This window comes from Arcobacter thermotolerans, assembly GCF_983172305.1.
Map to the genome: position 1 here is coordinate 20,946 of NZ_CFAFZJ010000009.1, position 21,590 is coordinate 42,535.

The window sequence follows — 21,590 nt, forward strand, 5'->3', positions numbered from 1 at the left end:
GGTTTAGATTTATTTTGTAAATTTTTTAAAAATTACTGAACCGTTTGTTCCACCAAAACCAAAGTTATTTGACATAACAGTTGTTAAATCAACTTTTCTAGCAACATTTGGAACAACATCCAAATCACATTCTGGATCTTGGTTTTCAACATTTATTGTAGGAGGAATAACACCTTCATTTAAAGCTTTAATAGCCATAATAGCTTCAATAGCTCCAGCAGCACCTAAACAGTGACCAATTTGACCCTTTGTAGATGATACAGGAGGGCAGTTATCTTTTCCATTAAAAAGTTCTTTAATAGCAGCTGTCTCATTTTTATCTCCAACTGGAGTCGAAGTTCCATGAGTATTTATATAGTCAATTTTTGGATACTCCCCAGTTAACTCTTTCGCCATTTCAAATGCAGCTCTCATAGCTCTTAAAGGACCATCTATTACAGGTGAAGTGATATGATTTGCATCTCCACTCTCTCCAAAACCAATAATCTCACAATATATTTTTGCATTTCTAGCTATTGCACTATCAAGAGTTTCAAGAACTAAAGCACCAGCTCCTTCACCCATTACAAATCCATCTCTATCTATATCAAAAGGTCTTGAAGATTTTTTAGGGTCATCATTTCTAGTAGATAATGCTTTCATAGCAGCAAAACCACCAACACCAGCTCCACAAATAGCACTTTCAGCCCCAACAACTAAAATTCTATCAGCTCCACCTAAAACAATTGTTTTCATAGCATCATTTAATGCATGAGTTGAAGCAGCACAAGCAGTAACATGGCTTAAAGATGGACCTTTTAAATTATGTTCAATAGAGATAAACCCACTTAGCATATTTGCTAAAGATGATGGTATAAAAAATGGAGATATTTTTCTTGAACCTTTTGTGTCACAAATTGTAGAATTTTTTTGAATTGTACTTAATCCACCAATTCCAGAACCTGAAATTATTCCAAATCTATTTGCTATTGAATCATCTACTTTTTTATTTTCACTTGTAACAAAACCACTATCAATCATAGCTTCTAAAGCTGCTTTTATACCTAATTGAATAAATCTATCAGCTTTTTTAACCTCTTTTTTATCCATTACAGTTTCAGGATCAAAATTTTTTACTTCACCTGCAATTTGAACTGAAAAATCAGTTGTATCAAACAGTGTAATTTTATCAATTCCGCAAACACCGTTTACAACGGCATCAAAAGATTCGTTTACACTATGTCCAGTAGAATTTATAGTACCTAATCCTGTAATAACAACTCTTTTCATCTAATAATGCTCCAATATTTTATTTAAACTATTCAATTTTTAAATTAAAAAACTCAATAATAAAAACAATAGATAAAAGAGTAACTCTTTTATCTAAAAAAAGAAAAAACTATTTGTTGTTTTCAATGTATGATATTGCATCACCAACAGTTAATATTTTTTCAGCTTCTTCATCAGGGATTTCGATATCAAATTTCTCTTCTAAAGCCATTACAAGCTCCACAACATCTAGTGAATCTGCTCCTAAGTCTTCAATGAACTTTGAATCTTCTTTTACTTCAGCTGGATCGCAATCTAATTGATCAACAACAACAGCTTTTACATCATCTAATAATGCCATTTTAATTCCTTTAATAAAATTGTCCCAAAATTATAGCAAAAAAGTTTTAAAAACTTTTTAATTTAAATAAATTATAGTTTAAAGATAAACTTTAAACGTATAATCCACCATTTACTTTTAGAATCTCACCTGTGATATATGATGAGTGATCGCTTAGTAAAAATGCTACTGCATCTGCAATTTCACTTGGATTTCCAAATCTTGAAAGAGGGATATTTTTTTCATAATCAGCTTTTACTTCAGCTTTTAATAAATCTGTCATATCTGTTTGAATAAATCCTGGAGTTATTGCATTGTATCTTATATTTCTACTAGCGGCTTCTTTTGCAAATGATTTTGTCATAGCATTTAATCCACCTTTTGAAGCTGAATAGTTTGCTTGACCAGGATTTCCCATCTCTCCAACAATCGAAGATATATTTACAACAGCTCCAAAACCTTTTTTACCTCTTTGTTTGAAAAACTCTCTACAACCTATAAATGCTGAAGTAAGATTTGCATCAATTACAGATGTAAAATCTTCAACACTCATTTTAAGAGCTAGTTTATCTTTTGTTATTCCAGCATTATTTACCAAATATGCCAACTCCCCATCACTTTCAATAATTGTTTTAATAGCAGCTACGAACTGTTCTTCTATTGATACATCAGCTTTTATAATTGCTGCTGTTCCTCCAGCTTTTTCAATTTGTTCTTTTATAGCTTCTGCTTCTTCAATCTTACTTCTATAATTTATCCAAACTTTTAAACCATAGCTTGCTAAATTCTTTGCAATTTGGGCACCAATACCTTTGCTTGCACCTGTTATTAAAACATTTTTTCCACTAAATTTCATATTTTTATCCTTTTATTTTTTTGCATAAAGATTTATTATATCAATATTTTGATTATATTTATGATTTATGATTTTTTAATAATGCATTGTTTAACTCATTGCATTTGAAACATTTATTACATCTTTCATTATTGATTGGATTTGCACAAGAAAAAATTAAATTCAATGGTAAATCATAATTTCTTAAAATATCCTCTTTTAATGTATTATAAAAAGGTATTTCAATTTTAAAATTTTTTTGCATGCTTCCAATTTTAATTAAATCTTCTACTTTTTTGATATATTCGATATTTGAATCTGGGTAATCAAAATCTTCTTGTAAACCAAAAGATAAATTAAATATATTTTTGTTTATAAAATATAAAGATGATAGTGTTAATAATGTTAAATTTCTTAAAATTATTATATTTTCTTGAACATTAGTAACCTTGCCTAATGATTTAGAGTTAAAATGATTTGAAAAATCTAAACTATCAACAGAAAGATTAAAAAAGTTTGCTACGAGTTCCGCATGTTTAAATTCTGTTTTCTCCCATTCATATCCCATAAAAATATACAACAAAGAAATATCATAATTTTTATCTTTGTAATATTTTATTAATGCAGTACTCTCTGTTCCTCCACTAAAAAGGATTCCTATTCTATTTTTTTCCATCCTAATATCTCCATACTTATATTTAAACCAACAGTAACGATATGAGCCACTTTTCTTGAAATTTGTTCTTTTTCTATATTATGAAATAAGAAGTCATCATTTGTATTATATTTTATATCAAACCACCAATAATTATCTCTAGTGCTCAAACGATTTGAATCTTCAATACTACCAGAAAGATTTAATTTTGATAATGCCTTATGAATCTCATCTTCTGTTTTATTTGTATATTTTTTATCAATAGCAATAGCAATTGCAACAAAACTACCCGAATGCCATATACTAAAAAGCACTCTTTCTTCAAATTTATCATTTAGTGAATATGTTATATATAAAGTATCAATGGCATTTAATATAAAATTATTTAGATTGTTTATTGAAATTTTATGTATTTCTTCATTTCTTGAATAATCTGTTTGATATTCTGTTAATTTTCTAATTTCATATTGTCCTTCAAAATCATTTATTGGAAAATTAAATCTATATTGAAATACTAATTTCGTTCTTTCAAATACTTTCTCATAAAATCTTTCTCTAGCTTTTTTAATAGTATTGTCTGAATCACCTTTTAGTATGAACAATATCGAGAATACAACAATGGAGATGATTAATGATTGGTATGAGAATTTTAATATTTCAACTTGTGTTGAATGAATTTTTGAGAAATTACTTAATATATATAGTCGATTATCTATAAATATATATAAAATGATAGATAAACATAATATTGAATATGCAACTAAAATCCAAGATAGTTTCCAAGCTCTTTTTGAAATAGCCTGTAAAATCTCAGAAGTAAACTCCATTATATTCTACCAAATGTATATTGTCGTAATCTTATCGCAATTAAATAAAATATGGGAGTATCCATAAGAGCAATAGTAACTTTTATTAAATAATCACCTATTATAAGTTTTATAATAGTTTCAAAAGGTAAAACGAAAGCAAAAGCCAAGAAGAAAAATAAAGCCGTATCAAATAGTTGTGAAATAATACTTGCTCCACCAATTCTTAACCACCATAAATTTAGAAATCGTTGTCTTAGGAACATAAAAATTCTTACATTTAAATATTGAGAAATTACTAAGCAAGATAAAGAAGCAAAAGCTATTCTCCAATCAGCTATTATTATTGTGGGAATAACAGCTATAAGAATACCATATTTTATGATATTTAAAACCTCTTCTCTTGAATACTTTTCGCTTAGTATATCGGCAAGTAAAAAAGAGAATGGAAACATAATAGCACCATATGTAAGCCATTCATTTATGGGAAATTGTACTGTATAATTTGCTAATACTATTATTATAGAAAAAAGTATTGAATAGATTATTATTGCTTTTTTTGTCATTTTATCTCTAAGTTAAAAATTATTTTAAACTCTCATTTTATCTAAATATTATTTAAATTTATATTTTATTGGATCTTTCTTATTTGCTTTTTCAAATCCATTTAATCGAAGTCTGCAAGAGTCACAAACTCCACAAGCTATTTTCTCTTCTTTGTAGCAAGACCAAGTAAGTTCTAGTGGAACATTTAATTTTATAGCTTCTTTTACAATTTGAGCTTTACTTAAATGAACAAGAGGAGTTATTATCTCTATTTTTGTATCCTCTTTTGTACCTTCATTTATAGCATTTTGCATTTTTTGTATAAAGTTATCACTACAATCTGGATAACCTGAACTATCCTCTTCTACTACACCAATATAGATTGCACTTGCATTCTCTTTTTCCGCAATAGCACTTGCGATACTTAAAAATATTCCATTTCTAAATGGAACATAAGTAATTGGGACAACACCTTTTTCAATCCCATCTATTGGAACATCTATATTTTTATCAGTTAAAGCACTAGCTCCAATTTGAGAAAAAAATGGAATATCAATCTCATATTTATTTAAAACATTTAACTCTTTACAAATATCTCTAAATGCCTTTAATTCTCTATCTTGAGTTCTTTGACCATAGTTAAAGTGAATTGTTATTAATTCATAACCACTATTTTTTGCAATATAAGAGCTTAAAGTGGAATCCATTCCACCACTTAATATTACAACTGCTTTTTTATTAAAATTTTGATTCATAAACTAAAAAATCCTTATATTGTATAAAAATGTATGAAAATATTGAAAAATATAAACTTATTATAAGTTGGATATAATAGCAAAAATTTTTAAAAGTGAGATAAACTTAATATGGAACTAATGCAAAGTGCGATAACAACTCATATTTATGCGATATATATTTTTTTAGGAATAATGTTATTTAATTTATACTCTGTTGTGACAAAAAAAGATTTTATATCTTTGGCAAAAAGATTAAAATTTATGACACCAATATATCATTTGAGCAATGCTGTAGTAATTTATACGGGAACAATAGTTGCTTTTTATGCTCATCATTTTAGTGTTACAATTGCTTTAATGATTCCAGCTTCAATCTTTTTGCTTGTAATTGAGATAAAAAGATATAAAAAACAAAGAGTTATAAAAGTTGCTGACATAAAACTTCAAGAAGATTTTTATATTTATGCAAAGAAGATTTATATTATTGAAATTGCAGTTTTATTAGCTGTTTATATTATTAGCAAAGTATTTTAATGCAGTTTATATATGATAAAAATGCCAAAAATGAGCTTCTAAAAATTGAAGATGAGAATTATAACTATATAGTAAAAGCAAGACGACATAAGCTTGATGATATTTTAGATTTTAGAAATTTAGAAGATGATTTTTTGTATTCATATAAAATATCTCAAATCGATAAAAAGAGTTTATTTTTAAATCTTCTAAAAAAAGAAGAAAAAATTATTGAAAATAGTAAAAAAATTCATCTTGCTTGGTGTATTGTTGATCCAAAAACTATTTATGAAAATATAGCCAGCTTAAATGAGTTAGGAGTTGATAAAATTACTTTTGTTTATAGTGATTTTTCACAAAAGAATTTTAAAATAAATTTTGAAAAATTAGAAAAAATATTGATAAATTCATCATCTCAATGTGGAAGAAGTAGCATTATAAAACTTGATATTTATAAAAATATTGATACTTTTATAGCAGATAATCCAGATACATATTTTTTAGATTTTTCTCAAACTTCTATAGATAGTAAAGTATTAGATATTAAAACTTTAATGATTGGAACAGAAGGTGGATTTTCAAAAAGAGAGAGAGAACTTTTTAATAAGAATTTTATTGTTGGATTTAGTTCAAATCTTATTTTAAAATCACAAACAGCTATAATATCTGCTACTTCTAAAATAATATTATAAAATAGAAATAAAAAAAGCTAGAAGTAGTAACTTCTAGCTTTTTAATTTTGAATAGATGTTCTTAATGAACATCTCTCCATTTACTTGCTTTCCATAAAAATGCGAAGATTGCGAAAATTACTAGATAGATTAGGAATTTAGGACCTAACTCTTCTCTTTCCGCTTTTTTAGAAGCTCCAATTTCTTCCATGTATTTTATAACTTGTTCTTGTGACTCTTGATTTAAACCAACTCTTGGCATTGCAGTACCTTCAAGTAGTTTTTGAGGGTCATTTATAAATTTACCTAAATAATCAGGACCTCTACTAATAATATATTGAGATAAATCTGGAGGAAGTTTTCCCATATATTTTGTAATATCAGCATCAGGTGAGAATGCACCCATTGTTCCTTTTTGCATATCGGCATATTTTAAACCATGACATCTTTGACAAGCATCATGGAAAACCTCTTTATTTGTCATCTCTTTTGGAGCAATTGATTGTAAATATGCAACCATATCAGCAATTTCTTGTGGAGTATTCATTAACTCATAGCTAGGCATTGGATGAGCTCTTCCATCTGTAAATTTATGAGAAACTTTTGATGCAAGTGCTGGATTATTGATAAAAGCAATTAAATAATCTTTAGAATAAAGCTTACCTGCGCTTCCTAAATCAGGAGTTGCAACACCATAAGCACCAGCTGTAGATGCATCATCCATTAATTTTGGAAAACCTTTTGATTCAATACTATGACAAGCTGTACAGTTTGCCGTTACTAAAGCTTCACCATTTGCAACATTAGGAGTTGCAGTTATTGCAGCTTTGTTAGCATCCCAAAAAGCATTGATAGTTTTTTCAAAAGTTAAAGCTGCTTCTAAATCAGCTTTTGCTCCTTTAATAGCTTTTTCATCTGCTTTTTTCTCAGCTTCAGCTAAAGATTTTTGTGCTTTTTCAACTGCTTCTTTTGAAGTAGTTCTATCAGATTCTTCAAAGTTATAGTTTACAGGATCAACATGCGGATGCATTTGTGAGTGAGCAAAAGGCTCAACTCCCCAGTAAGTAATAAGAGTTAATACTACTACTACTGCTAAAATTTTTAATTCTCTCATCTTTTACCCTCTTCTTTTTTGATCAAGTTTTGTAATAACTGGAAGTAGAACAAATAGTAGTATAAATGCTACTGCTGCAAAGAAACCTACCCAAGCATTTGCACCCGTTGGAGGAAGTTTTCCATAAACAGTTAATACGATTAAATCTACAACTAATAGCCAGAACCAGATAAAAAATAGTGGTCTTTTATGAGCTGGTAAAATTTTATTATCTCTATCTAACCATGGTAGAACAAAGAAGATACCATTTGCAAATGCAAACGCAATTAAACCAATATCAAATGCTTTAATTCCAGCAATATCAAAGAAGAATCCTCTTAAAACTTCATACGACCATAAGAAATACCACTCTGGATAGATATGAGCTGGTGTTACCATTGGATCAGCTGGATCAAAGTTAACTGGGTCCATAGCAAAACTATAGTGGAAGAACACTAAATAGAAGTAGAATATTAAAAACACTCCAAGAACTGCTAAATCTTTTGAGATAAATACAGGCCAGAAAGGAATAACTTTTGACTCTTTTTTATTTCCACTTAAATATTTTTCAGCTTCAGCATCAAAATCAATATCTTCAGATGATTGATTATTTACGTGAGGAATTCTTAATGTATAGAAGTGTAAACCTATTAATCCCATAATAGCTATTGGTAATAAGAATACATGTAACATAAAGAATCTTGTAAGTGTTGCATCAGCAACATTAAAATCTCCTCTAATCCAAACAACTAGTGCATCTCCAATAACAGGAACTCCACCAAATAAGTTTGTGATAACCATTGCAGCCCAGTAAGACATTTGTCCCCAAGGAAGCATATAACCAGAGAAACCAGCAGCACTAAATGTAACAAATAGTAACATTCCTGAAATCCAAATCATCTCTCTACCTTGTTTGTATGAACCATAGTAGATACCTGTAAGCATATGAATATATATAATTAGGAATATAACAGAAGCTGCAACACCATGAATATGTCTAAATAACCAACCAAATGCAACCTCTTGCATAATTGTATAGTTAACTGAATCAAATGCTAAATTGATGTCAGGTTTGTAGTACATCATTAAGAATAATCCAGATATAACTAAAATAGTAAATGTAGTAGCTAGTAGTACTCCCATTGCCCATAAGAAGTTAATATCTTTTGGAATCCAATACTCAGTCATCATAACTTTGTTAATTGCTTTTATATTAAGTCTTTGCTCTAACCACTCACCAACAGAGTTAGCTTTTTCAAATTTTGCCATCTATTGTCTCCTTATGCTTTCATCGCTTCGGCGATTTTTTGACACTCTGGTCCTTCGTTTCCTAGAACTATCGTATTACCTTTTACTTCAAATGGAGGCAAATCAAGTGGTCTTGGTGGTGGTCCAAAAGTTTGGTGACCACTTGCATTAAACTCTCCACCGTGACATGCACATTTCCAAATATCTTTTTTCCATGCTGGAATACATCCAAGGTGAGTACAAAGTCCAATTGCAACAGTATATCTGTCACTACCTATAATTAAATCTCTTGTACTACTTTCCATGTCAGCAGTTTTCTTTAAAACAAAGATAGGTTTCCCTCTCCAAGTGAAAGTTCCTGGTTCTCCTGCTTTTAAAGCAGATAAATCAATAGTTGTAAATCCACCAGCTAAAACGCTAGGAAGTGGATCCCATACCTGTTTCATACCATACAAAGATGCGGCTCCTCCAACTGCAGCAACTGCAGCAAATGAGTAGCCAATAAAATCTCGTCTATTTGTATCTTTAGACATATTTGGCTTCCTTTTTTTAAAATTAGAATCGGCTTTGATTTTAATATAAAGATACTTAAGAAAGATTGATTTTGGTCAATTTTATAAACGAAAGATTAATGAAATGTGTAAAAATAGAATATTTAAAAATAGTTTAATCTGTTGTTTATTAGAAAATCTTATGATTTTCTAATAAATTTTATTATTTCAGATTCAATATTCTCTTTATTTATTACTAAAGAGTGATTTATTTTTGCATTAAAAAGATTTTTAATAGATTGAGGTAAACTAGCACCAAATTTTGAACTAATCTCTTCTAAAGCCTCTTTATCACTATACTTTTTAGAGTCTTGCTTTAAAGCATTTAAAACAGTTGGTGAGAATTTTGTCCACTCTGCTGTTGAGTATATTACAGTTTTTAGTGGTTTTTCTCTTAGGTCATTGTAAGCTTTTATACAAGTTGCTGTATGAGGATCCATTAAATATCCAGCATCTAAAAACTCTTTTATAGTTTTGTTACCAAATGAGTCATTACTAAAAGTAGCACTAAAATATTTTTGTAACTCTTTTGTCTCATTTTGAGTCATTGTAAATATATTATTTTTATTTAAATCTTCCATTAACTCTTTTGTTCTACTACTTCCAAATAGATCAAAAATTACTCTTTCTATGTTTGAAGATTTTAATATATCCATAGCAGGTGATTTTGTAAGTTTTAGAGCTTTATCTCTGATATCATAAATTCCTGTGTTTATCCATTGTGTTAAAATGTTATTTTCATTTGATGCAACTAAAAGTTTCTCTATATTTAGTCCCATCTTTTTAGCATAGTATGCACCAAGAACATTCCCAAAATTTCCACTAGGAACTACTAAATAAATTTTTTCACCATTTTTAATAGCATTTTGTCTAATCAACTCTAGGTATGACCAGAAGTGATAGATTATTTGAAAAATAATTCTTCCAAAATTAACACTATTTGCAGCACTTAACTTTATATTATCTTTTTCTAATTCTGCTTTAAAACTATTTGAAGCTAAAAGAGATTTTAGAGCATTTTGTGCATCATCAAAGTTTCCTTTGATTCCTAAAACTTTTAGATTTTCTCCATCTTCACAAACCATTTGAAGTCTTTGAACATCGCTAGTTCCTCCATCTGGATATAGACAAACAACTTGAATATTTTTTTTATTCCTAAAAGTATTTAAAGCAGCTGGTCCTGTATCTCCAGAAGTTGCTGCTAGTATTAGGTAATTTTCATCTCTTTTTTGTGCAATAGAGCTAAAAATACTTCCAAAAGGTTGAAGTGCCATATCTTTAAAAGCACGTGTTGGACCATGATACTGCTCATTTACATATAAATCATCTTTAACTTTTACAACAGGACTTGGATTTAAAGGATTATCAAAATTATCATATAAATCAAGTGCTTTTTTAATTTCAATATCATCAATATCTATTTCAAAAGCTTTTAAAATATCAAATGCAAGCTCTTTATAGCTTTTGTTTATATGGTTTTCTATAAAATTTTCACCTAAATTTGGTAAATTTTTTGGTACATAAAGTCCACCAAAAGAGCTACTTGGATTTAAAATAGCTTCACTAAAACTAACTTCTAGTGGCTTTACTCCATCATTTCCTCTAGTCTCTATAAAATTCATTACTCTATTCCTTTTAATTATCTAACAATTTTTTAATATCTACACCATTATTTGGATTATCAACTCTTATAAACTGTGTTCCTATTCCATCACTTGTAAATAGCTCAAGTAATATTGAGTGTTCAACTCTACCATCTATAATATGTGCTTTATTTACACCATTATGAATAGCCTCTATACAAGAATCAACTTTTGGAATCATTCCGCCAGCAATTGTTCCATCTTTTTTAAACATTTCAACAGTTGCTTTATCTAAAGTTTGGATTAGCTCACCACTTTTATTTAAAACACCAACTGTATCAGTTAAGAATATAACTTTTTGAGCTTTTACAGCCATTGCAATTTCGCAAGCTGCTACATCAGCATTTATATTATAACCTGGATGATTTGGTTCATCACCATTTGCAATAGGAGCAATTACTGGAATAAATCCCTCTTTTATAAGGTTATTTATTATCTCTCCATTTACAGAAGTTATATCTCCAGTGTAACCAAACTTGCCACCATCTTTTGGAATAGCTTTAATTATTCCACTATCTTTTCCAGATATTCCAATAGCTTTTGCACCATGATGATTTAATAGTGAAGCAAGATTTTTGTTTATCTCTCCACTTAAAACCATCTCAACAACTCTCATGCTCTCTTTACAAGTAACTCTGTATCCATCTACAAAATGTGAAGGAATTTCAAGTTTTGTTAAAAGTTCTGTAATTCTTGCTCCTCCACCATGAACAACTATAGGTTTTATTCCTAAAAGTGTTAGCAAAACTATATCTTGAGCAAATTTTTCTTTTAAATCATCACTTGTTTGTGCACTTCCACCATATTTTATAACTATTGTTTTTCCATAAAATTTTTTGAAATATGGAATAGCATCTATTAGAGTTTGAACTTTTGGATTTGTTTTTGTCATAAAAAATATCCTTGTAAATTTTAAAGTCTTGATTGTATCTAAAAATCTCTTTTAAAATGAAATATAGTAAAATGAATTTATGGAAAAATATTTAGCATTAAAAGCCAGTGCAGGGAGTGGAAAAACTTTTGCATTAACGGTAAGATATATTAGTTTACTTCTAAAAGGAGCAAAACCTAGTGAAATCTTAACTCTAACTTTTACAAATAAAGCAGCAGCTGAGATGAGTCAAAGAGTTTTTAATACACTTCAAACATTAGGTGATGACGAAGCATATTTAAATGAGATTATCAAAGTATCAAATTTTAAGAAAGAGCAAATCTTATCTAAAAAATCACTACTTATAAAACTATTTATAAATGATAGTTCAAGTATTTTTACTATTGATAAGTTTGTAAATAAGATTTTACGAGAATTTTGTGGATATATTGGAATAAGTGATGATTTTAAAATTGCAAATGATGATATGGAAATTTTGAGTTATAAATTTTTACAAAGTTTAGATGAGAATGGCTTCAAAGAGTTAGTTGAGTTCTCTTTATATGAGAAGAAAAAATTTAACTCTATTTTTGAACTATTTAAAATATTAATTGAAAAAAATGAAAATATAAATCCTGTAGAAATAGATGCAAAATTAATTAATCTTATAAAAGATGATATTTTGCAAAAAGCTTTTAAGATAAAAGAGCATATTTTAAACTGTCCAAATGCTAGTAATAGTGCTATAAAAGCTGTATCTTTTACAAACTTTGATGAACTTTTTGCAAATACTTGGATAGAAAAAGAGAGTATGTATGATTATTCATATTTTAAAAAATGTGCAAATGAAGAGATAAATATTGTATTTTTAGAACTTAGAGATAGTTTGTTAAACTACTATAAATTAAGAACTTCATATAGCTTAAATAAAATATTTAAGCTATATATAAATTTTAAAGAGTTTAAGAAGAGCTTTAATATTGAAAAAAACTATTTTGAGTTTAATGATATTTCAAATTTAGTTTACGAACTTTTAAGTAATAAAATCAATAAAGATTTTTTATATTTTAGATTAGATAGTAACTATAACCATATTTTAATAGATGAGTTTCAAGATACTTCAATTTTACAATATAAAATTCTTAAACCCTTAATTGATGAGGTGATTGCTGGAGATAGTGAAAAATTTAAAACATTTTTTTATGTTGGAGATCCAAAGCAGAGTATTTATAGATTTCGTGGGGGAAAAAGAGAGCTTTTTGATTTTGTTTTGAGTGAAAATAGTAATATAAAACTTGAAGATCTAAATACAAACTACAGGTCTTCTAAAAATATTATTGACTTTGTAAATGATACTTTTTTAAATCTTTCAAATTATGATTATTTAGCTCAAAAAAGTATTAGAAAAGATGGATTTGTAGAGGTGATAGAAGATCCAAATTTACAAAGTGATGAGAAGTTTATATCTATTTTTAATAAAATAAATGAGCTATTAAATAGTGGTATTAATGAAAATGATATCGCAATTTTGTGCTATACAAATAGTGATGTTTTAGAACTTTTTTACTATTTAAAAGAAAAATTACCAAATCTAAAAATTAGAACAGATATGAGTTCTAAATTAATTAATCAACAAAATGTAAAAGCTCTAATAAATGCTATAAAATATATATATTTTAAAGAGGATATTTACAGAGAAAATTTTAATGCTCTTGTAGGAAACGATATAAATAGTGAATTTTTGTTAGATATTGATTTAAATGAGTTAAGTGTAGAAAAAGTTATCTATTTTATTGCAACTTATTTTGATATTATGGATGAAAATATTATAAAACTAATAGAGCAATCAACTACTTATTTTAATATAGTTGATTTTATTTATGAGATTGATAAATTAGATATTAGTATTGAAAATAGTGAGAATTCTGGTTTGCAAATACTTACAATTTTTAAATCAAAAGGATTAGAGTTTCATACAACTATTTTAATTGATAGAATAAAAAGAAAGAATCATGATAAAAGTTCTCTTTTGTTTGATTATGAAAATATTAATTTAGAAAATATATATTATAAGGTTTCTGGTTATGAAAATTTTGATGAGAACTATAAAAAAGCTTTGGAAAAAGAGAAAAATCTAAATCTTGATGATGAGAAAAATGTTCTTTATGTTGCGCTGACTCGTGCAAAAAATAATCTAATTGTATTTAAAAAAGAGAAAAGTAGTGTATTTGATATTTTGAATATAAAAGCTTTTAAATTTGGAAATTTAATCTTAAGTGAAGTAGTACAGAGAAAAAATAGTAATAAAAAGATTGATTATAAACCATTAAATTTAGGTAAACAAGATATAAAATCTTCAAAAGATAATATTGTAAATAGTGATATATTAAAATCAAAATATTTTGGGCTTGCTACTCACTATACTTTAGAAATGATGAGTAACTTTGATGAAAAAGCTTTAAACCATAGTTTGAATTTATCAAAAGCAAAATATTTTAACTATTTAGACGAACTTGATTTTGTATCTATAAAAAAGATTATTCAAAATTTAATTAGAAATGATAAATTTCAAAATTTAATTAAAGATTCACAAATAGTTCAAGAACAAGCTTTGATTTACAATGAGGAGATAAAAGTTTTAGACCTACTTTTATATAAAAATGATAGATTTATTATTGTTGATTATAAAACGACAACAGAAGTTTTATATTCTCATAAAACACAAGTTGAGTATTATAAAAAAGCTGTTAGTGAAATCTTTAATATTAAAAATGTGGATGGATATTTAGTTTATTTAAAAGAAGATAGTATAGAATTTTTTGAAGTTTGATAGAATTTATAACTTATCCTTTGACACAAAATATTAAACAATCCCTAGTTCTTGAACAAATTTGTTTAATTAGAAATAATATATTTTAATTTTATTATTCAATTATTTAGATTATAAAAATTCATTCATATAAGTTTTATATAAAATTGGGACTTAACTAAACACTCCCACACTACTGCATATTTTTATACTTTTTTACTCCCTTGCATCTTCTCCACAATTTTGGCAAAAATTCATTCCATTTACTGTAGGAGTTTTGCAATTCTTACACTCTATAGTTAATTTATTATTACAAACTGGACAAAAATTCATAGATATATAAGATACTCTATTTCCACAAGAGCTACAAAGATTTTGATTGTAAAATTGAATTTTAGAGATTTTATTATTTTTTAGTTTTTCGTTATCTTCTTTAAATTTCTTTTGTATTTTTATAATAATAACTGCAAAAATAACTACAAAAACTACTACTAATATGTAATAAACTACAAAAGGAATATCCAAATTGTAGAAAAATTCAATTACTTTTGATAAAAAAACTTTTGGTAAAAATTTATAAATAATTAAAAATATTGTAAATAAAGTTGGGATTAATGCAACAAAAAATAGATTTTTAAAAATTATATAAAGTATATATTTTTCATCCTTTAAATATTTTTTCATAATATAAAAAAATGCAAAAACCAAAGGCAATAAAAATATCATCTTAATAATTTCAATCATATAGTAGTAATATCTAAAATCTTTTTCTTCATCTTTTAAATACTGCTCTTTATTATTTTTTATATACTCTTCTAAATCTTTCACAGATAAATTATTTGAAAAATCTGAATATATTTTTTCTCTTTTAGTTTTATATTTCTCCATTTCATTTAAAGCTTCATCGTATTTGGCTTTTATATTTTCAGAATTTATAGAATCTTCAAGTATTGATTTATTATTCTCTTGCTCTGCGATTTTTTCAAAAAGAGTTGTGTTGTAATTGCTTCTAAAATAATCTAAATCATTTTGTGTTTTATATATATTATCATTTAATTTTAAAATCTCATTTCTTATTTTTTCAAGATCAATTTGCTCTTTTATAAGAGTTACTTTTTTGTTTAACTCTTCACATCTTAAATCTATTTCACCATCTTTTTTAGTAATATTTCCACGATAAGAGTTATCATCGTATTTGTAGTAGTGTATTGAATAAATAAAATCATTAATATTTGATAAATTTTTATATTCCATAATATTTTTACAATAAAAAGGATATTTATTTGATGGAGAGTTTACAAATTGTGTTTGAAAGCTTAAGCCTTCTAAAATTATATTAAATACTATAATATTTAAAATAACTATAAAAAGTATGGTAAGTTTTGATAATTTCTCTTTTACTCCATAGACAAAATTATTTTTGTAGAATTTTTGAATAAACCCTTTCATTTGTTCCCTTTTATTAAATAATAAAGAATATTAACATAAAGATTATAAGAAATATTTTTTGCTATTATTTTTAAGTATTTGTTTAAAGAGTTTAAACAAAATACCTAATGGATGCAAAACCGTAAGCTTTAGTTTTTTCTATCTCTTTTATCTGCTCATTTTGTATTATTCCACCAAGTGCAAATATTTTTAGATTTGGAAATTTTTCTATAACTTCATTTAATTTATCTACTCCTTTTGATTGACCTTTGTTTGGTGTATCAAAAATAGGAGAGTATGTTACAAAATCTATATTTTTATTCATTGCCTTGTCTAACTCTTCTAAATTATGACAAGATATAATTGTGATAAGTTTTGATTTTTTTGCATTTTCGATTTTATCAAACTGTTGTGAATTTAGATGAACTCCATCAAAACCTAACTTAGTTGCTAAATATATATTGGAGTTAATTAAAATATTTTCTATTTTAAACTCTTTACAAATTTGTAAAAATATTTTTGCTAACTCTTCAATATTCTTAGAACTTTTATCTCTAAAACAAGCGAAATCAATTTTATGATTTTTTAAAACAGCTATTAATTTTTCTTTAAAAATTTCTTTATTATCAGAAAAATAGTTTGGATCTGTTATTAGATAAGATTTTATATTTCTCATATTTTCTTCCAAATAAAAAAGGGAGTAAGCAAAACTCACTCCCTTTCTTGATTTATTTATACTAAGAACTTCTTAGTGATGTTCTTCTTCCATCATAATAGATCCAGCAATATAAACATATGTTAGGATACTAAAAATAAATGCTTGTAAAACACCAAATGCAGTTAATAGGAAAAACCCTGGTAGTGGTAAAATCCATGGAACTAACATTAAAAGTACCATTAAGAACATATCATCACCTCTAATTGAACCAAATAACCTAAAAGATAGAGATATTATTCTTGATAAGTGTGAGATAATCTCAATTGGGAACATTAAAGGAGCTAATACTGGCATTGGACCCATAAAATGTTTAAAGTAGTTTACAAAACCATTTTTCTTGATTCCTAAATAGTTGTAATATACAAAAACAATGATAGCTAAAGATGCAGTAAAGTTAATATTACTTGTAGGTGCTTCAAAACCTGGAATTACTCCTATCATGTTACTAACAAAAATAACTAAAGCTAAAGAACCAATCAATGGCATATAAATTCTAGCATTTTTTTCACCCATAGTATCGCTACCCATAGCAATAACACCACCTACAAATGCTTCCATAACATTTTGACTTCCTGTTGGAACTAGTTGCATTTTTCTTGTAGCCATTCTAGAAACTAGAAAAATAATTCCAATTACTAAAACAAAGTGAGATAAAATTATCCACTCTTGTCCGTGACCACCAATAGTTCCTAAGAATGTAAACAATCTTCCTTCCATTTTCTTCCTTTTTTCTTTTCTACTATTACTAAATTATGCGCTGATTATAATATTTGTTTTCTAAAATCTTTATAAATATAAAAAATTAATCTAAATTTGTTTAAATCTATATCCATTTTGTTTCAAATTTTCTCTTATTTGCTCTTGATGCTCTTCACCCTTTGTTGCCAAAGCAATAGTTACATAAGCTTCTCCAAACTCTAATTTTACAGAATTTCTATCAAAATCAATCTCTACAATATTTGCTGAACATTGAGTGAAAATATCTGTTAAGTGCATTAAAGCACCTGGTTTATCCATTAAAGTTACTATTAAATTCATTTTTCTATGAGATTTTATTAAACCTTTTTCTATTATTATTGAAAGCATAGTAACATCTATGTTTCCACCACTTACAACCGCACATACTTTTTTATTTTCAATATTTACTTTATCGTGCATAATAGCTGCAACACTAACAGCACCAGCACCTTCAACCATCAGTTTATGTTTTTCTAGTAAAAAAAGAATTGCATTTGCTGTTTCATTATCACTAACTTCAACAATTTCATCAACATACTCCAAAATAATATCTAGTAACTTTGGATTAACATCACGAACTGCAATTCCATCTGCAATAGTTCTAACACTTGATGAGTCTATTGGCATTCTCGCTTCAAAACTCTCTTTCATACCTTTTGCACCACTAGCAACTACACCTGTGATTTTTATATTTGGATTTATACTTTTTGCAGCAATTGCAATTCCTGAGATTAATCCTCCACCACCAATTGGTACAATTATCTGGTCAATATCTTCAATTTTTTCTAAAATTTCTAAAGCAATAGTTCCTTGTCCCGCTATTACTTCATCATCTGCAAATGGATGAACAAACTCTTTGTTGTTATCTTTTGCAAATTTTATTGCACTAGCATATGCTTCATCAAAATTTTCACCAGTTAAAACAACGTTTGCACCGTAAGATTTAACTCCTAAAACTTTTGTAAGTGGAGTTGCTTCTGGCATAAAAATAGTTGCTTCACATTTAAAATAAGAAGCTGCAAAAGCTAAACCTTGAGCATGATTTCCAGCACTTGCAGCTACAACTCCAGCTGCTTTTTTTACATCATCAAGCATTGCAACTTTGTTGAAAGCTCCTCTTAATTTAAAGCTTCCTGTTAGTTGAAGATTATCCTCTTTGAAGAAAATTTCAGCATTTTTTTCAGTACTTAAAAAAGGAGCTTTCATAAGTGGAGTTTTGTAAACTGTACCATCTAACCTTTTTTTAGCATCTTTTATATCATTTAATGTAATCATTTTTTATCTTTTTTTGAGAAATTTTAGAAGATTTTATCAAAAATTGATTAAAAACTAGGTTTTAATCAATTTTTATTTAAGTTGTTAGTTTTTGTTTAGGGCTAATAAATCACTAAAAGCAGTTTCAAGTCTAGCTATCATAGTCTCTTGACCAGCTCTTAACCATTTTCGTGGGTCGTAGTAGTTTTTGTTTGGTTTATCTTCACCTTCAGGATTTCCAATTTGTCCTTGTAAATAACCATGATATTTAGCTTCATAAGCTCTAACACCATCCCAAGTTGCCCACTGAGTATCTGTATCAATATTCATTTTAATAACACCATAAGAGATAGCTTCTCTTATTTCACTTAATAATGAACCTGAACCTCCATGGAATACAAAATCAACTGGATTTTTAGAAGTTTTATATTTCTCTTCTATAAATTTTTGAGAGTTATCTAAAATTTTTGGACTTAATACAACATTTCCTGGTTTATAAACTCCATGAACATTTCCAAAACTTGCAGCAATTGTAAAATTATCTCCAACTTCTTTTAATTTTTCATATGCATAACAAACTTCAACAGGCTGTGTATAAAGTAGAGCATTGTCAACATCACTGTTATCAACACCATCTTCTTCTCCACCTGTAATTCCAAGTTCAATTTCAATCATCATATCAATAGCATTCATTTTTTTAAAATACTCAACACAAATTTCAATATTCTCTTCTAAGCTCTCTTCACTAAGATCTAGCATATGAGATGTAAACAGTGGTCTTCCTGTTTTTGCAAAATGCTCTTTTCCTGCATCAAGTAAACCATCAATCCAAGGAAGAAGTTTTTTAGCAGCATGATCTGTATGTAAAATTACTGGAATTCCATAAGCTTTTGCCATAGTGTGAACATGATTTGCTCCACTAATTGCTCCTAAAATAGCAGCATCACTAGTTTTTAAACCTTTTCCTGCATAAAATCCAGCTCCACCATTTGAAAATTGTACTATAACTGGAGATTTAACTTTGCTTGCAGCTTCCAAAACAGCATTTATAGAATCTGTTCCAACAACATTTACAGCAGGAATTGCAAAACCCTCTTTTTTTGCATAAGCAAAAAGTTTTTTAGCTTCACTTCCAGTTAATACTCCAGCATTTACAACATCTAAAACACCCATCTAATCTCCTTATTTAATTACGATTTTTGCGTCTTTTCTTAACTCTTTTGTTAGTTCATCAATTTTTTTATTGAATTTCTCAGCTATCATTGCTTGATTTATATTATCTTTTACTTCATCAAAAGTTAATTGTTTTGTAGGGAAAATCTCTTTAACAAATATTACATGGTAACCAAATTGAGTTTTTGTAGGATTTTTAGAATATCCACCTTTTGGAAGAGCTTTTACAGCCATTGCAAACTCTGGAACCATTTGTTCAGCAGCAAATTTTCCTAAATATCCACCATTTTTAGCAGTTGCATCTTTTGATTTTGAATTTGCTAACTCTTTAAATTTTGTTTCTCTAGAATTTACAGCAGCTTTTTCTAAATCTTTTATAACAGCATTTGCTTCAGCTTCACTATTTACTAAAATATGAAATGCTTCAAATGTCTCTGGAATATTGAATTTTGATTTGTTTGTATCATAAAAAGCTCTTTTTTCTGTATCACTAAATTTGATTTTATCAATCTCATTTTTTTGCCAAACTTGAAGAGCTAAATCTTCTTTGATTTTTGCTATAGCCTCTTTATATTGAGGATCTTTTTCAATACCATCATCTATTGCTTTTTTTGCAATTAGTTTTCTATTTATTGCACCTTCAAGAATTTGAGACTTTGCTTCTTGTGGAAGTTTGTCAAAATCAACTCTTGGGTCTTGTAAAAGAACATTGATATCATCTTTTGTAATTTTATCCCCATCAACAGTAGCGTAAAAATCAGCTGCATTTAATGTTGAAATTAAAGCAATTGAAGCTATAAAGCTCATAACTATTTTTTTCATTTTTTTCCTTAAAATTAAATTGCGACATTTTATCCATTTCGAGTTAATAAATAGTTTATTTTTATATAATTTTATAATTATTTTAAAAAAGATTTACGATTTTTAACATTTACCTTAAAAAAGCTTTAAATTTTGAAAATTTTGTGATATACTTGCAAGCAATTTTAAGATTAAATTTAACTTAAGGATTTTTATGAGAATTTTAATTATTGAAGATGAAATTACATTAAACAGAACACTACAAGAGGGATTAATAGATTTTGGTTATCAAGTTGATACTGCTGAAAACTATAAAGATGCTGAGTATTTTATCGATATTAGAAACTATGATTTGGTTTTAACAGATTGGATGTTACCAGATGGTGATGGAATTGAACTTTGCAAAATTGTAAAAAATAGAAGTTCAAGAACTGCTGTTGTTATTATCTCTGCTAGAGATGATAAAGAGAGTGAAATTGAAGCACTTAAATCAGGAGCGGATGATTTTATTAAAAAACCATTTGATTTTGATATTTTACTTGCAAGAATTGAAGCAAGATTAAGATTTGGTGGAACAAATATTATAGAGATTGATGATTTAATTATCAATCCTGATGAAGAAAAAATAGAATATGCTGGTGAAGAGATAGAGTTAAAAGGTAAACCTTTTGAAGTTTTAACTCACCTTGCACGTCATAGAGATCAAATTGTTTCAAAAGAGCAACTTCTTGATGCTATTTGGGAAGAACCAGAGCTTGTAACTCCAAATGTTATTGAGGTTGCAATAAATCAAATTAGACAAAAAATGGATAAACCTTTAAATATCTCAACTATTGAGACTATTAGAAGAAGAGGTTATAGATTTTGTTACCCAAATCAGGTAGAAGAAAAGTAATTTTTAGCTGATTTATT

At 27.4% G+C, this 21,590-nt stretch carries 22 protein-coding genes; 4 read left to right on the top strand and 18 right to left on the bottom strand.

The window, feature by feature from the left end:
- Positions 1 to 9 precede the first annotated feature (9 nt).
- The 7 genes from AC5LG6_RS07860 to queC all read right to left on the bottom strand — a co-directional run bounded on the left by AC5LG6_RS07860 (position 10) and on the right by queC (position 5,185).
- Entirely contained in the window at positions 10 to 1,269 is a 1,260-nt protein-coding gene (locus AC5LG6_RS07860) for a beta-ketoacyl-ACP synthase II (protein WP_066156449.1), read from the bottom strand.
- Positions 1,270 to 1,378: 109 nt separating this feature from the next.
- Entirely contained in the window at positions 1,379 to 1,609 is a 231-nt protein-coding gene (acpP, locus tag AC5LG6_RS07865; protein ID WP_066156446.1) for an acyl carrier protein, read from the bottom strand.
- Positions 1,610 to 1,700: 91 nt separating this feature from the next.
- On the bottom strand, positions 1,701 to 2,444 hold the full coding sequence (fabG, locus tag AC5LG6_RS07870; protein ID WP_066221597.1) for a 3-oxoacyl-ACP reductase FabG: 744 nt from the start codon (positions 2,442 to 2,444) through the stop codon (positions 1,701 to 1,703).
- Between the two features lie 58 nt (positions 2,445 to 2,502).
- Entirely contained in the window at positions 2,503 to 3,099 is a 597-nt protein-coding gene (locus AC5LG6_RS07875) for a 7-cyano-7-deazaguanine synthase (protein ID WP_066404164.1), read from the bottom strand.
- A complete protein-coding gene (locus AC5LG6_RS07880; RefSeq protein ID WP_498586159.1) occupies positions 3,081 to 3,905 on the bottom strand; it encodes a hypothetical protein in 825 nt (274 codons plus the stop codon). The genes AC5LG6_RS07875 and AC5LG6_RS07880 overlap by 19 nt, the downstream gene beginning before the upstream one ends.
- A complete protein-coding gene (locus tag AC5LG6_RS07885; protein WP_066404168.1) occupies positions 3,905 to 4,450 on the bottom strand; it encodes a queuosine precursor transporter in 546 nt (181 codons plus the stop codon). Before AC5LG6_RS07885 ends, AC5LG6_RS07880 begins: the two co-directional genes overlap by 1 nt.
- A gap of 48 nt (positions 4,451 to 4,498) precedes the next feature.
- Complete coding sequence (gene queC / locus AC5LG6_RS07890) at positions 4,499 to 5,185, bottom strand: 7-cyano-7-deazaguanine synthase QueC (protein WP_498586161.1); 687 nt, start codon at positions 5,183 to 5,185, stop codon at positions 4,499 to 4,501.
- 111 nt (positions 5,186 to 5,296) lie between these two features.
- Here queC and AC5LG6_RS07895 point away from each other — a divergent pair, with 111 nt between their 5' ends.
- Both AC5LG6_RS07895 and AC5LG6_RS07900 read left to right on the top strand, forming a co-directional pair.
- A complete protein-coding gene (locus tag AC5LG6_RS07895) occupies positions 5,297 to 5,701 on the top strand; it encodes a hypothetical protein (RefSeq protein WP_319084940.1) in 405 nt (134 codons plus the stop codon).
- Positions 5,701 to 6,372, top strand: a complete 672-nt coding sequence (locus AC5LG6_RS07900) for a 16S rRNA (uracil(1498)-N(3))-methyltransferase (protein ID WP_141049455.1) — start codon at positions 5,701 to 5,703, stop codon at positions 6,370 to 6,372. The genes AC5LG6_RS07895 and AC5LG6_RS07900 overlap by 1 nt, the downstream gene beginning before the upstream one ends.
- A 61-nt stretch (positions 6,373 to 6,433) precedes the next feature.
- On the opposite strand, the gene AC5LG6_RS07905 is transcribed toward AC5LG6_RS07900, so the two are convergent.
- The 5 genes from AC5LG6_RS07905 to argB form a co-directional block, all read right to left on the bottom strand.
- The gene (locus AC5LG6_RS07905; RefSeq protein WP_498586162.1) at positions 6,434 to 7,465 is read right to left on the bottom strand and encodes a c-type cytochrome; all 1,032 of its coding nucleotides are present in this window, start codon (positions 7,463 to 7,465) and stop codon (positions 6,434 to 6,436) included.
- A 3-nt stretch (positions 7,466 to 7,468) separates the two neighbouring features.
- Positions 7,469 to 8,713, bottom strand: coding sequence for a cytochrome b (locus AC5LG6_RS07910; RefSeq protein ID WP_066168345.1), 1,245 nt, complete (start codon positions 8,711 to 8,713; stop codon positions 7,469 to 7,471).
- An 11-nt stretch (positions 8,714 to 8,724) separates the two neighbouring features.
- Positions 8,725 to 9,225: a Rieske 2Fe-2S domain-containing protein gene (locus AC5LG6_RS07915; protein ID WP_066156420.1), complete on the bottom strand. Its 501-nt coding sequence runs from the start codon at positions 9,223 to 9,225 to the stop codon at positions 8,725 to 8,727.
- A 158-nt stretch (positions 9,226 to 9,383) separates the two neighbouring features.
- Entirely contained in the window at positions 9,384 to 10,865 is a 1,482-nt protein-coding gene (gene thrC / locus AC5LG6_RS07920; RefSeq protein ID WP_498586164.1) for a threonine synthase, read from the bottom strand.
- A 13-nt stretch (positions 10,866 to 10,878) separates the two neighbouring features.
- Positions 10,879 to 11,778, bottom strand: a complete 900-nt coding sequence (gene argB / locus AC5LG6_RS07925; RefSeq protein WP_066404181.1) for an acetylglutamate kinase — start codon at positions 11,776 to 11,778, stop codon at positions 10,879 to 10,881.
- 79 nt (positions 11,779 to 11,857) lie between these two features.
- On the opposite strand from argB, the gene AC5LG6_RS07930 reads away from it, so the two are divergent.
- Positions 11,858 to 14,587 (top strand): RecB-like helicase, encoded by a 2,730-nt coding sequence (locus AC5LG6_RS07930; protein WP_498586165.1) that lies wholly within the window; start codon positions 11,858 to 11,860, stop codon positions 14,585 to 14,587.
- Between the two features lie 195 nt (positions 14,588 to 14,782).
- On the opposite strand, the gene AC5LG6_RS07935 is transcribed toward AC5LG6_RS07930, so the two are convergent.
- The 6 genes from AC5LG6_RS07935 to AC5LG6_RS07960 form a co-directional block, all read right to left on the bottom strand.
- Positions 14,783 to 16,015 (bottom strand): ABC transporter permease, encoded by a 1,233-nt coding sequence (locus tag AC5LG6_RS07935; RefSeq protein WP_498586166.1) that lies wholly within the window; start codon positions 16,013 to 16,015, stop codon positions 14,783 to 14,785.
- A 91-nt stretch (positions 16,016 to 16,106) separates the two neighbouring features.
- Positions 16,107 to 16,670: a thiamine phosphate synthase gene (locus AC5LG6_RS07940; RefSeq protein WP_498586167.1), complete on the bottom strand. Its 564-nt coding sequence runs from the start codon at positions 16,668 to 16,670 to the stop codon at positions 16,107 to 16,109.
- Between the two features lie 72 nt (positions 16,671 to 16,742).
- Positions 16,743 to 17,429, bottom strand: a complete 687-nt coding sequence (locus AC5LG6_RS07945; RefSeq protein WP_066360667.1) for a F0F1 ATP synthase subunit A — start codon at positions 17,427 to 17,429, stop codon at positions 16,743 to 16,745.
- A 90-nt stretch (positions 17,430 to 17,519) separates the two neighbouring features.
- On the bottom strand, positions 17,520 to 18,725 hold the full coding sequence (gene ilvA / locus AC5LG6_RS07950) for a threonine ammonia-lyase (RefSeq protein WP_187474678.1): 1,206 nt from the start codon (positions 18,723 to 18,725) through the stop codon (positions 17,520 to 17,522).
- An 84-nt stretch (positions 18,726 to 18,809) separates the two neighbouring features.
- Positions 18,810 to 19,877 carry a class II fructose-bisphosphate aldolase gene (gene fbaA / locus AC5LG6_RS07955; protein WP_066404184.1) on the bottom strand — a complete coding sequence of 356 codons (1,068 nt, stop codon included), beginning with the start codon at positions 19,875 to 19,877 and terminating at the stop codon, positions 18,810 to 18,812.
- Between the two features lie 9 nt (positions 19,878 to 19,886).
- On the bottom strand, positions 19,887 to 20,699 hold the full coding sequence (locus tag AC5LG6_RS07960) for a peptidylprolyl isomerase (protein ID WP_498586168.1): 813 nt from the start codon (positions 20,697 to 20,699) through the stop codon (positions 19,887 to 19,889).
- Between the two features lie 193 nt (positions 20,700 to 20,892).
- Here AC5LG6_RS07960 and hsrA point away from each other — a divergent pair, with 193 nt between their 5' ends.
- Positions 20,893 to 21,573, top strand: a complete 681-nt coding sequence (hsrA, locus tag AC5LG6_RS07965; RefSeq protein ID WP_066156397.1) for a homeostatic response regulator transcription factor HsrA — start codon at positions 20,893 to 20,895, stop codon at positions 21,571 to 21,573.
- Positions 21,574 to 21,590 lie beyond the last annotated feature (17 nt).

What these genes read in the sequence shown, in the direction of transcription:
- AC5LG6_RS07860 (WP_066156449.1), bottom strand. Translation starts at nt 1,269, where the DNA reads ATGAAAAGAGTTGTTATTACAGGATTAGGTACTATAAATTCTACTGGA.
- acpP (WP_066156446.1), bottom strand. Translation starts at nt 1,609, where the DNA reads ATGGCATTATTAGATGATGTAAAAGCTGTTGTTGTTGATCAATTAGAT.
- fabG (WP_066221597.1), bottom strand. Translation starts at nt 2,444, where the DNA reads ATGAAATTTAGTGGAAAAAATGTTTTAATAACAGGTGCAAGCAAAGGT.
- AC5LG6_RS07875 (WP_066404164.1), bottom strand. Translation starts at nt 3,099, where the DNA reads ATGGAAAAAAATAGAATAGGAATCCTTTTTAGTGGAGGAACAGAGAGT.
- AC5LG6_RS07880 (WP_498586159.1), bottom strand. Translation starts at nt 3,905, where the DNA reads ATGGAGTTTACTTCTGAGATTTTACAGGCTATTTCAAAAAGAGCTTGG.
- AC5LG6_RS07885 (WP_066404168.1), bottom strand. Translation starts at nt 4,450, where the DNA reads ATGACAAAAAAAGCAATAATAATCTATTCAATACTTTTTTCTATAATA.
- queC (WP_498586161.1), bottom strand. Translation starts at nt 5,185, where the DNA reads ATGAATCAAAATTTTAATAAAAAAGCAGTTGTAATATTAAGTGGTGGA.
- AC5LG6_RS07895 (WP_319084940.1), top strand. Translation starts at nt 5,297, where the DNA reads ATGGAACTAATGCAAAGTGCGATAACAACTCATATTTATGCGATATAT.
- AC5LG6_RS07900 (WP_141049455.1), top strand. Translation starts at nt 5,701, where the DNA reads ATGCAGTTTATATATGATAAAAATGCCAAAAATGAGCTTCTAAAAATT.
- AC5LG6_RS07905 (WP_498586162.1), bottom strand. Translation starts at nt 7,465, where the DNA reads ATGAGAGAATTAAAAATTTTAGCAGTAGTAGTAGTATTAACTCTTATT.
- AC5LG6_RS07910 (WP_066168345.1), bottom strand. Translation starts at nt 8,713, where the DNA reads ATGGCAAAATTTGAAAAAGCTAACTCTGTTGGTGAGTGGTTAGAGCAA.
- AC5LG6_RS07915 (WP_066156420.1), bottom strand. Translation starts at nt 9,225, where the DNA reads ATGTCTAAAGATACAAATAGACGAGATTTTATTGGCTACTCATTTGCT.
- thrC (WP_498586164.1), bottom strand. Translation starts at nt 10,865, where the DNA reads ATGAATTTTATAGAGACTAGAGGAAATGATGGAGTAAAGCCACTAGAA.
- argB (WP_066404181.1), bottom strand. Translation starts at nt 11,778, where the DNA reads ATGACAAAAACAAATCCAAAAGTTCAAACTCTAATAGATGCTATTCCA.
- AC5LG6_RS07930 (WP_498586165.1), top strand. Translation starts at nt 11,858, where the DNA reads ATGGAAAAATATTTAGCATTAAAAGCCAGTGCAGGGAGTGGAAAAACT.
- AC5LG6_RS07935 (WP_498586166.1), bottom strand. Translation starts at nt 16,015, where the DNA reads ATGAAAGGGTTTATTCAAAAATTCTACAAAAATAATTTTGTCTATGGA.
- AC5LG6_RS07940 (WP_498586167.1), bottom strand. Translation starts at nt 16,670, where the DNA reads ATGAGAAATATAAAATCTTATCTAATAACAGATCCAAACTATTTTTCT.
- AC5LG6_RS07945 (WP_066360667.1), bottom strand. Translation starts at nt 17,429, where the DNA reads ATGGAAGGAAGATTGTTTACATTCTTAGGAACTATTGGTGGTCACGGA.
- ilvA (WP_187474678.1), bottom strand. Translation starts at nt 18,725, where the DNA reads ATGATTACATTAAATGATATAAAAGATGCTAAAAAAAGGTTAGATGGT.
- fbaA (WP_066404184.1), bottom strand. Translation starts at nt 19,877, where the DNA reads ATGGGTGTTTTAGATGTTGTAAATGCTGGAGTATTAACTGGAAGTGAA.
- AC5LG6_RS07960 (WP_498586168.1), bottom strand. Translation starts at nt 20,699, where the DNA reads ATGAAAAAAATAGTTATGAGCTTTATAGCTTCAATTGCTTTAATTTCA.
- hsrA (WP_066156397.1), top strand. Translation starts at nt 20,893, where the DNA reads ATGAGAATTTTAATTATTGAAGATGAAATTACATTAAACAGAACACTA.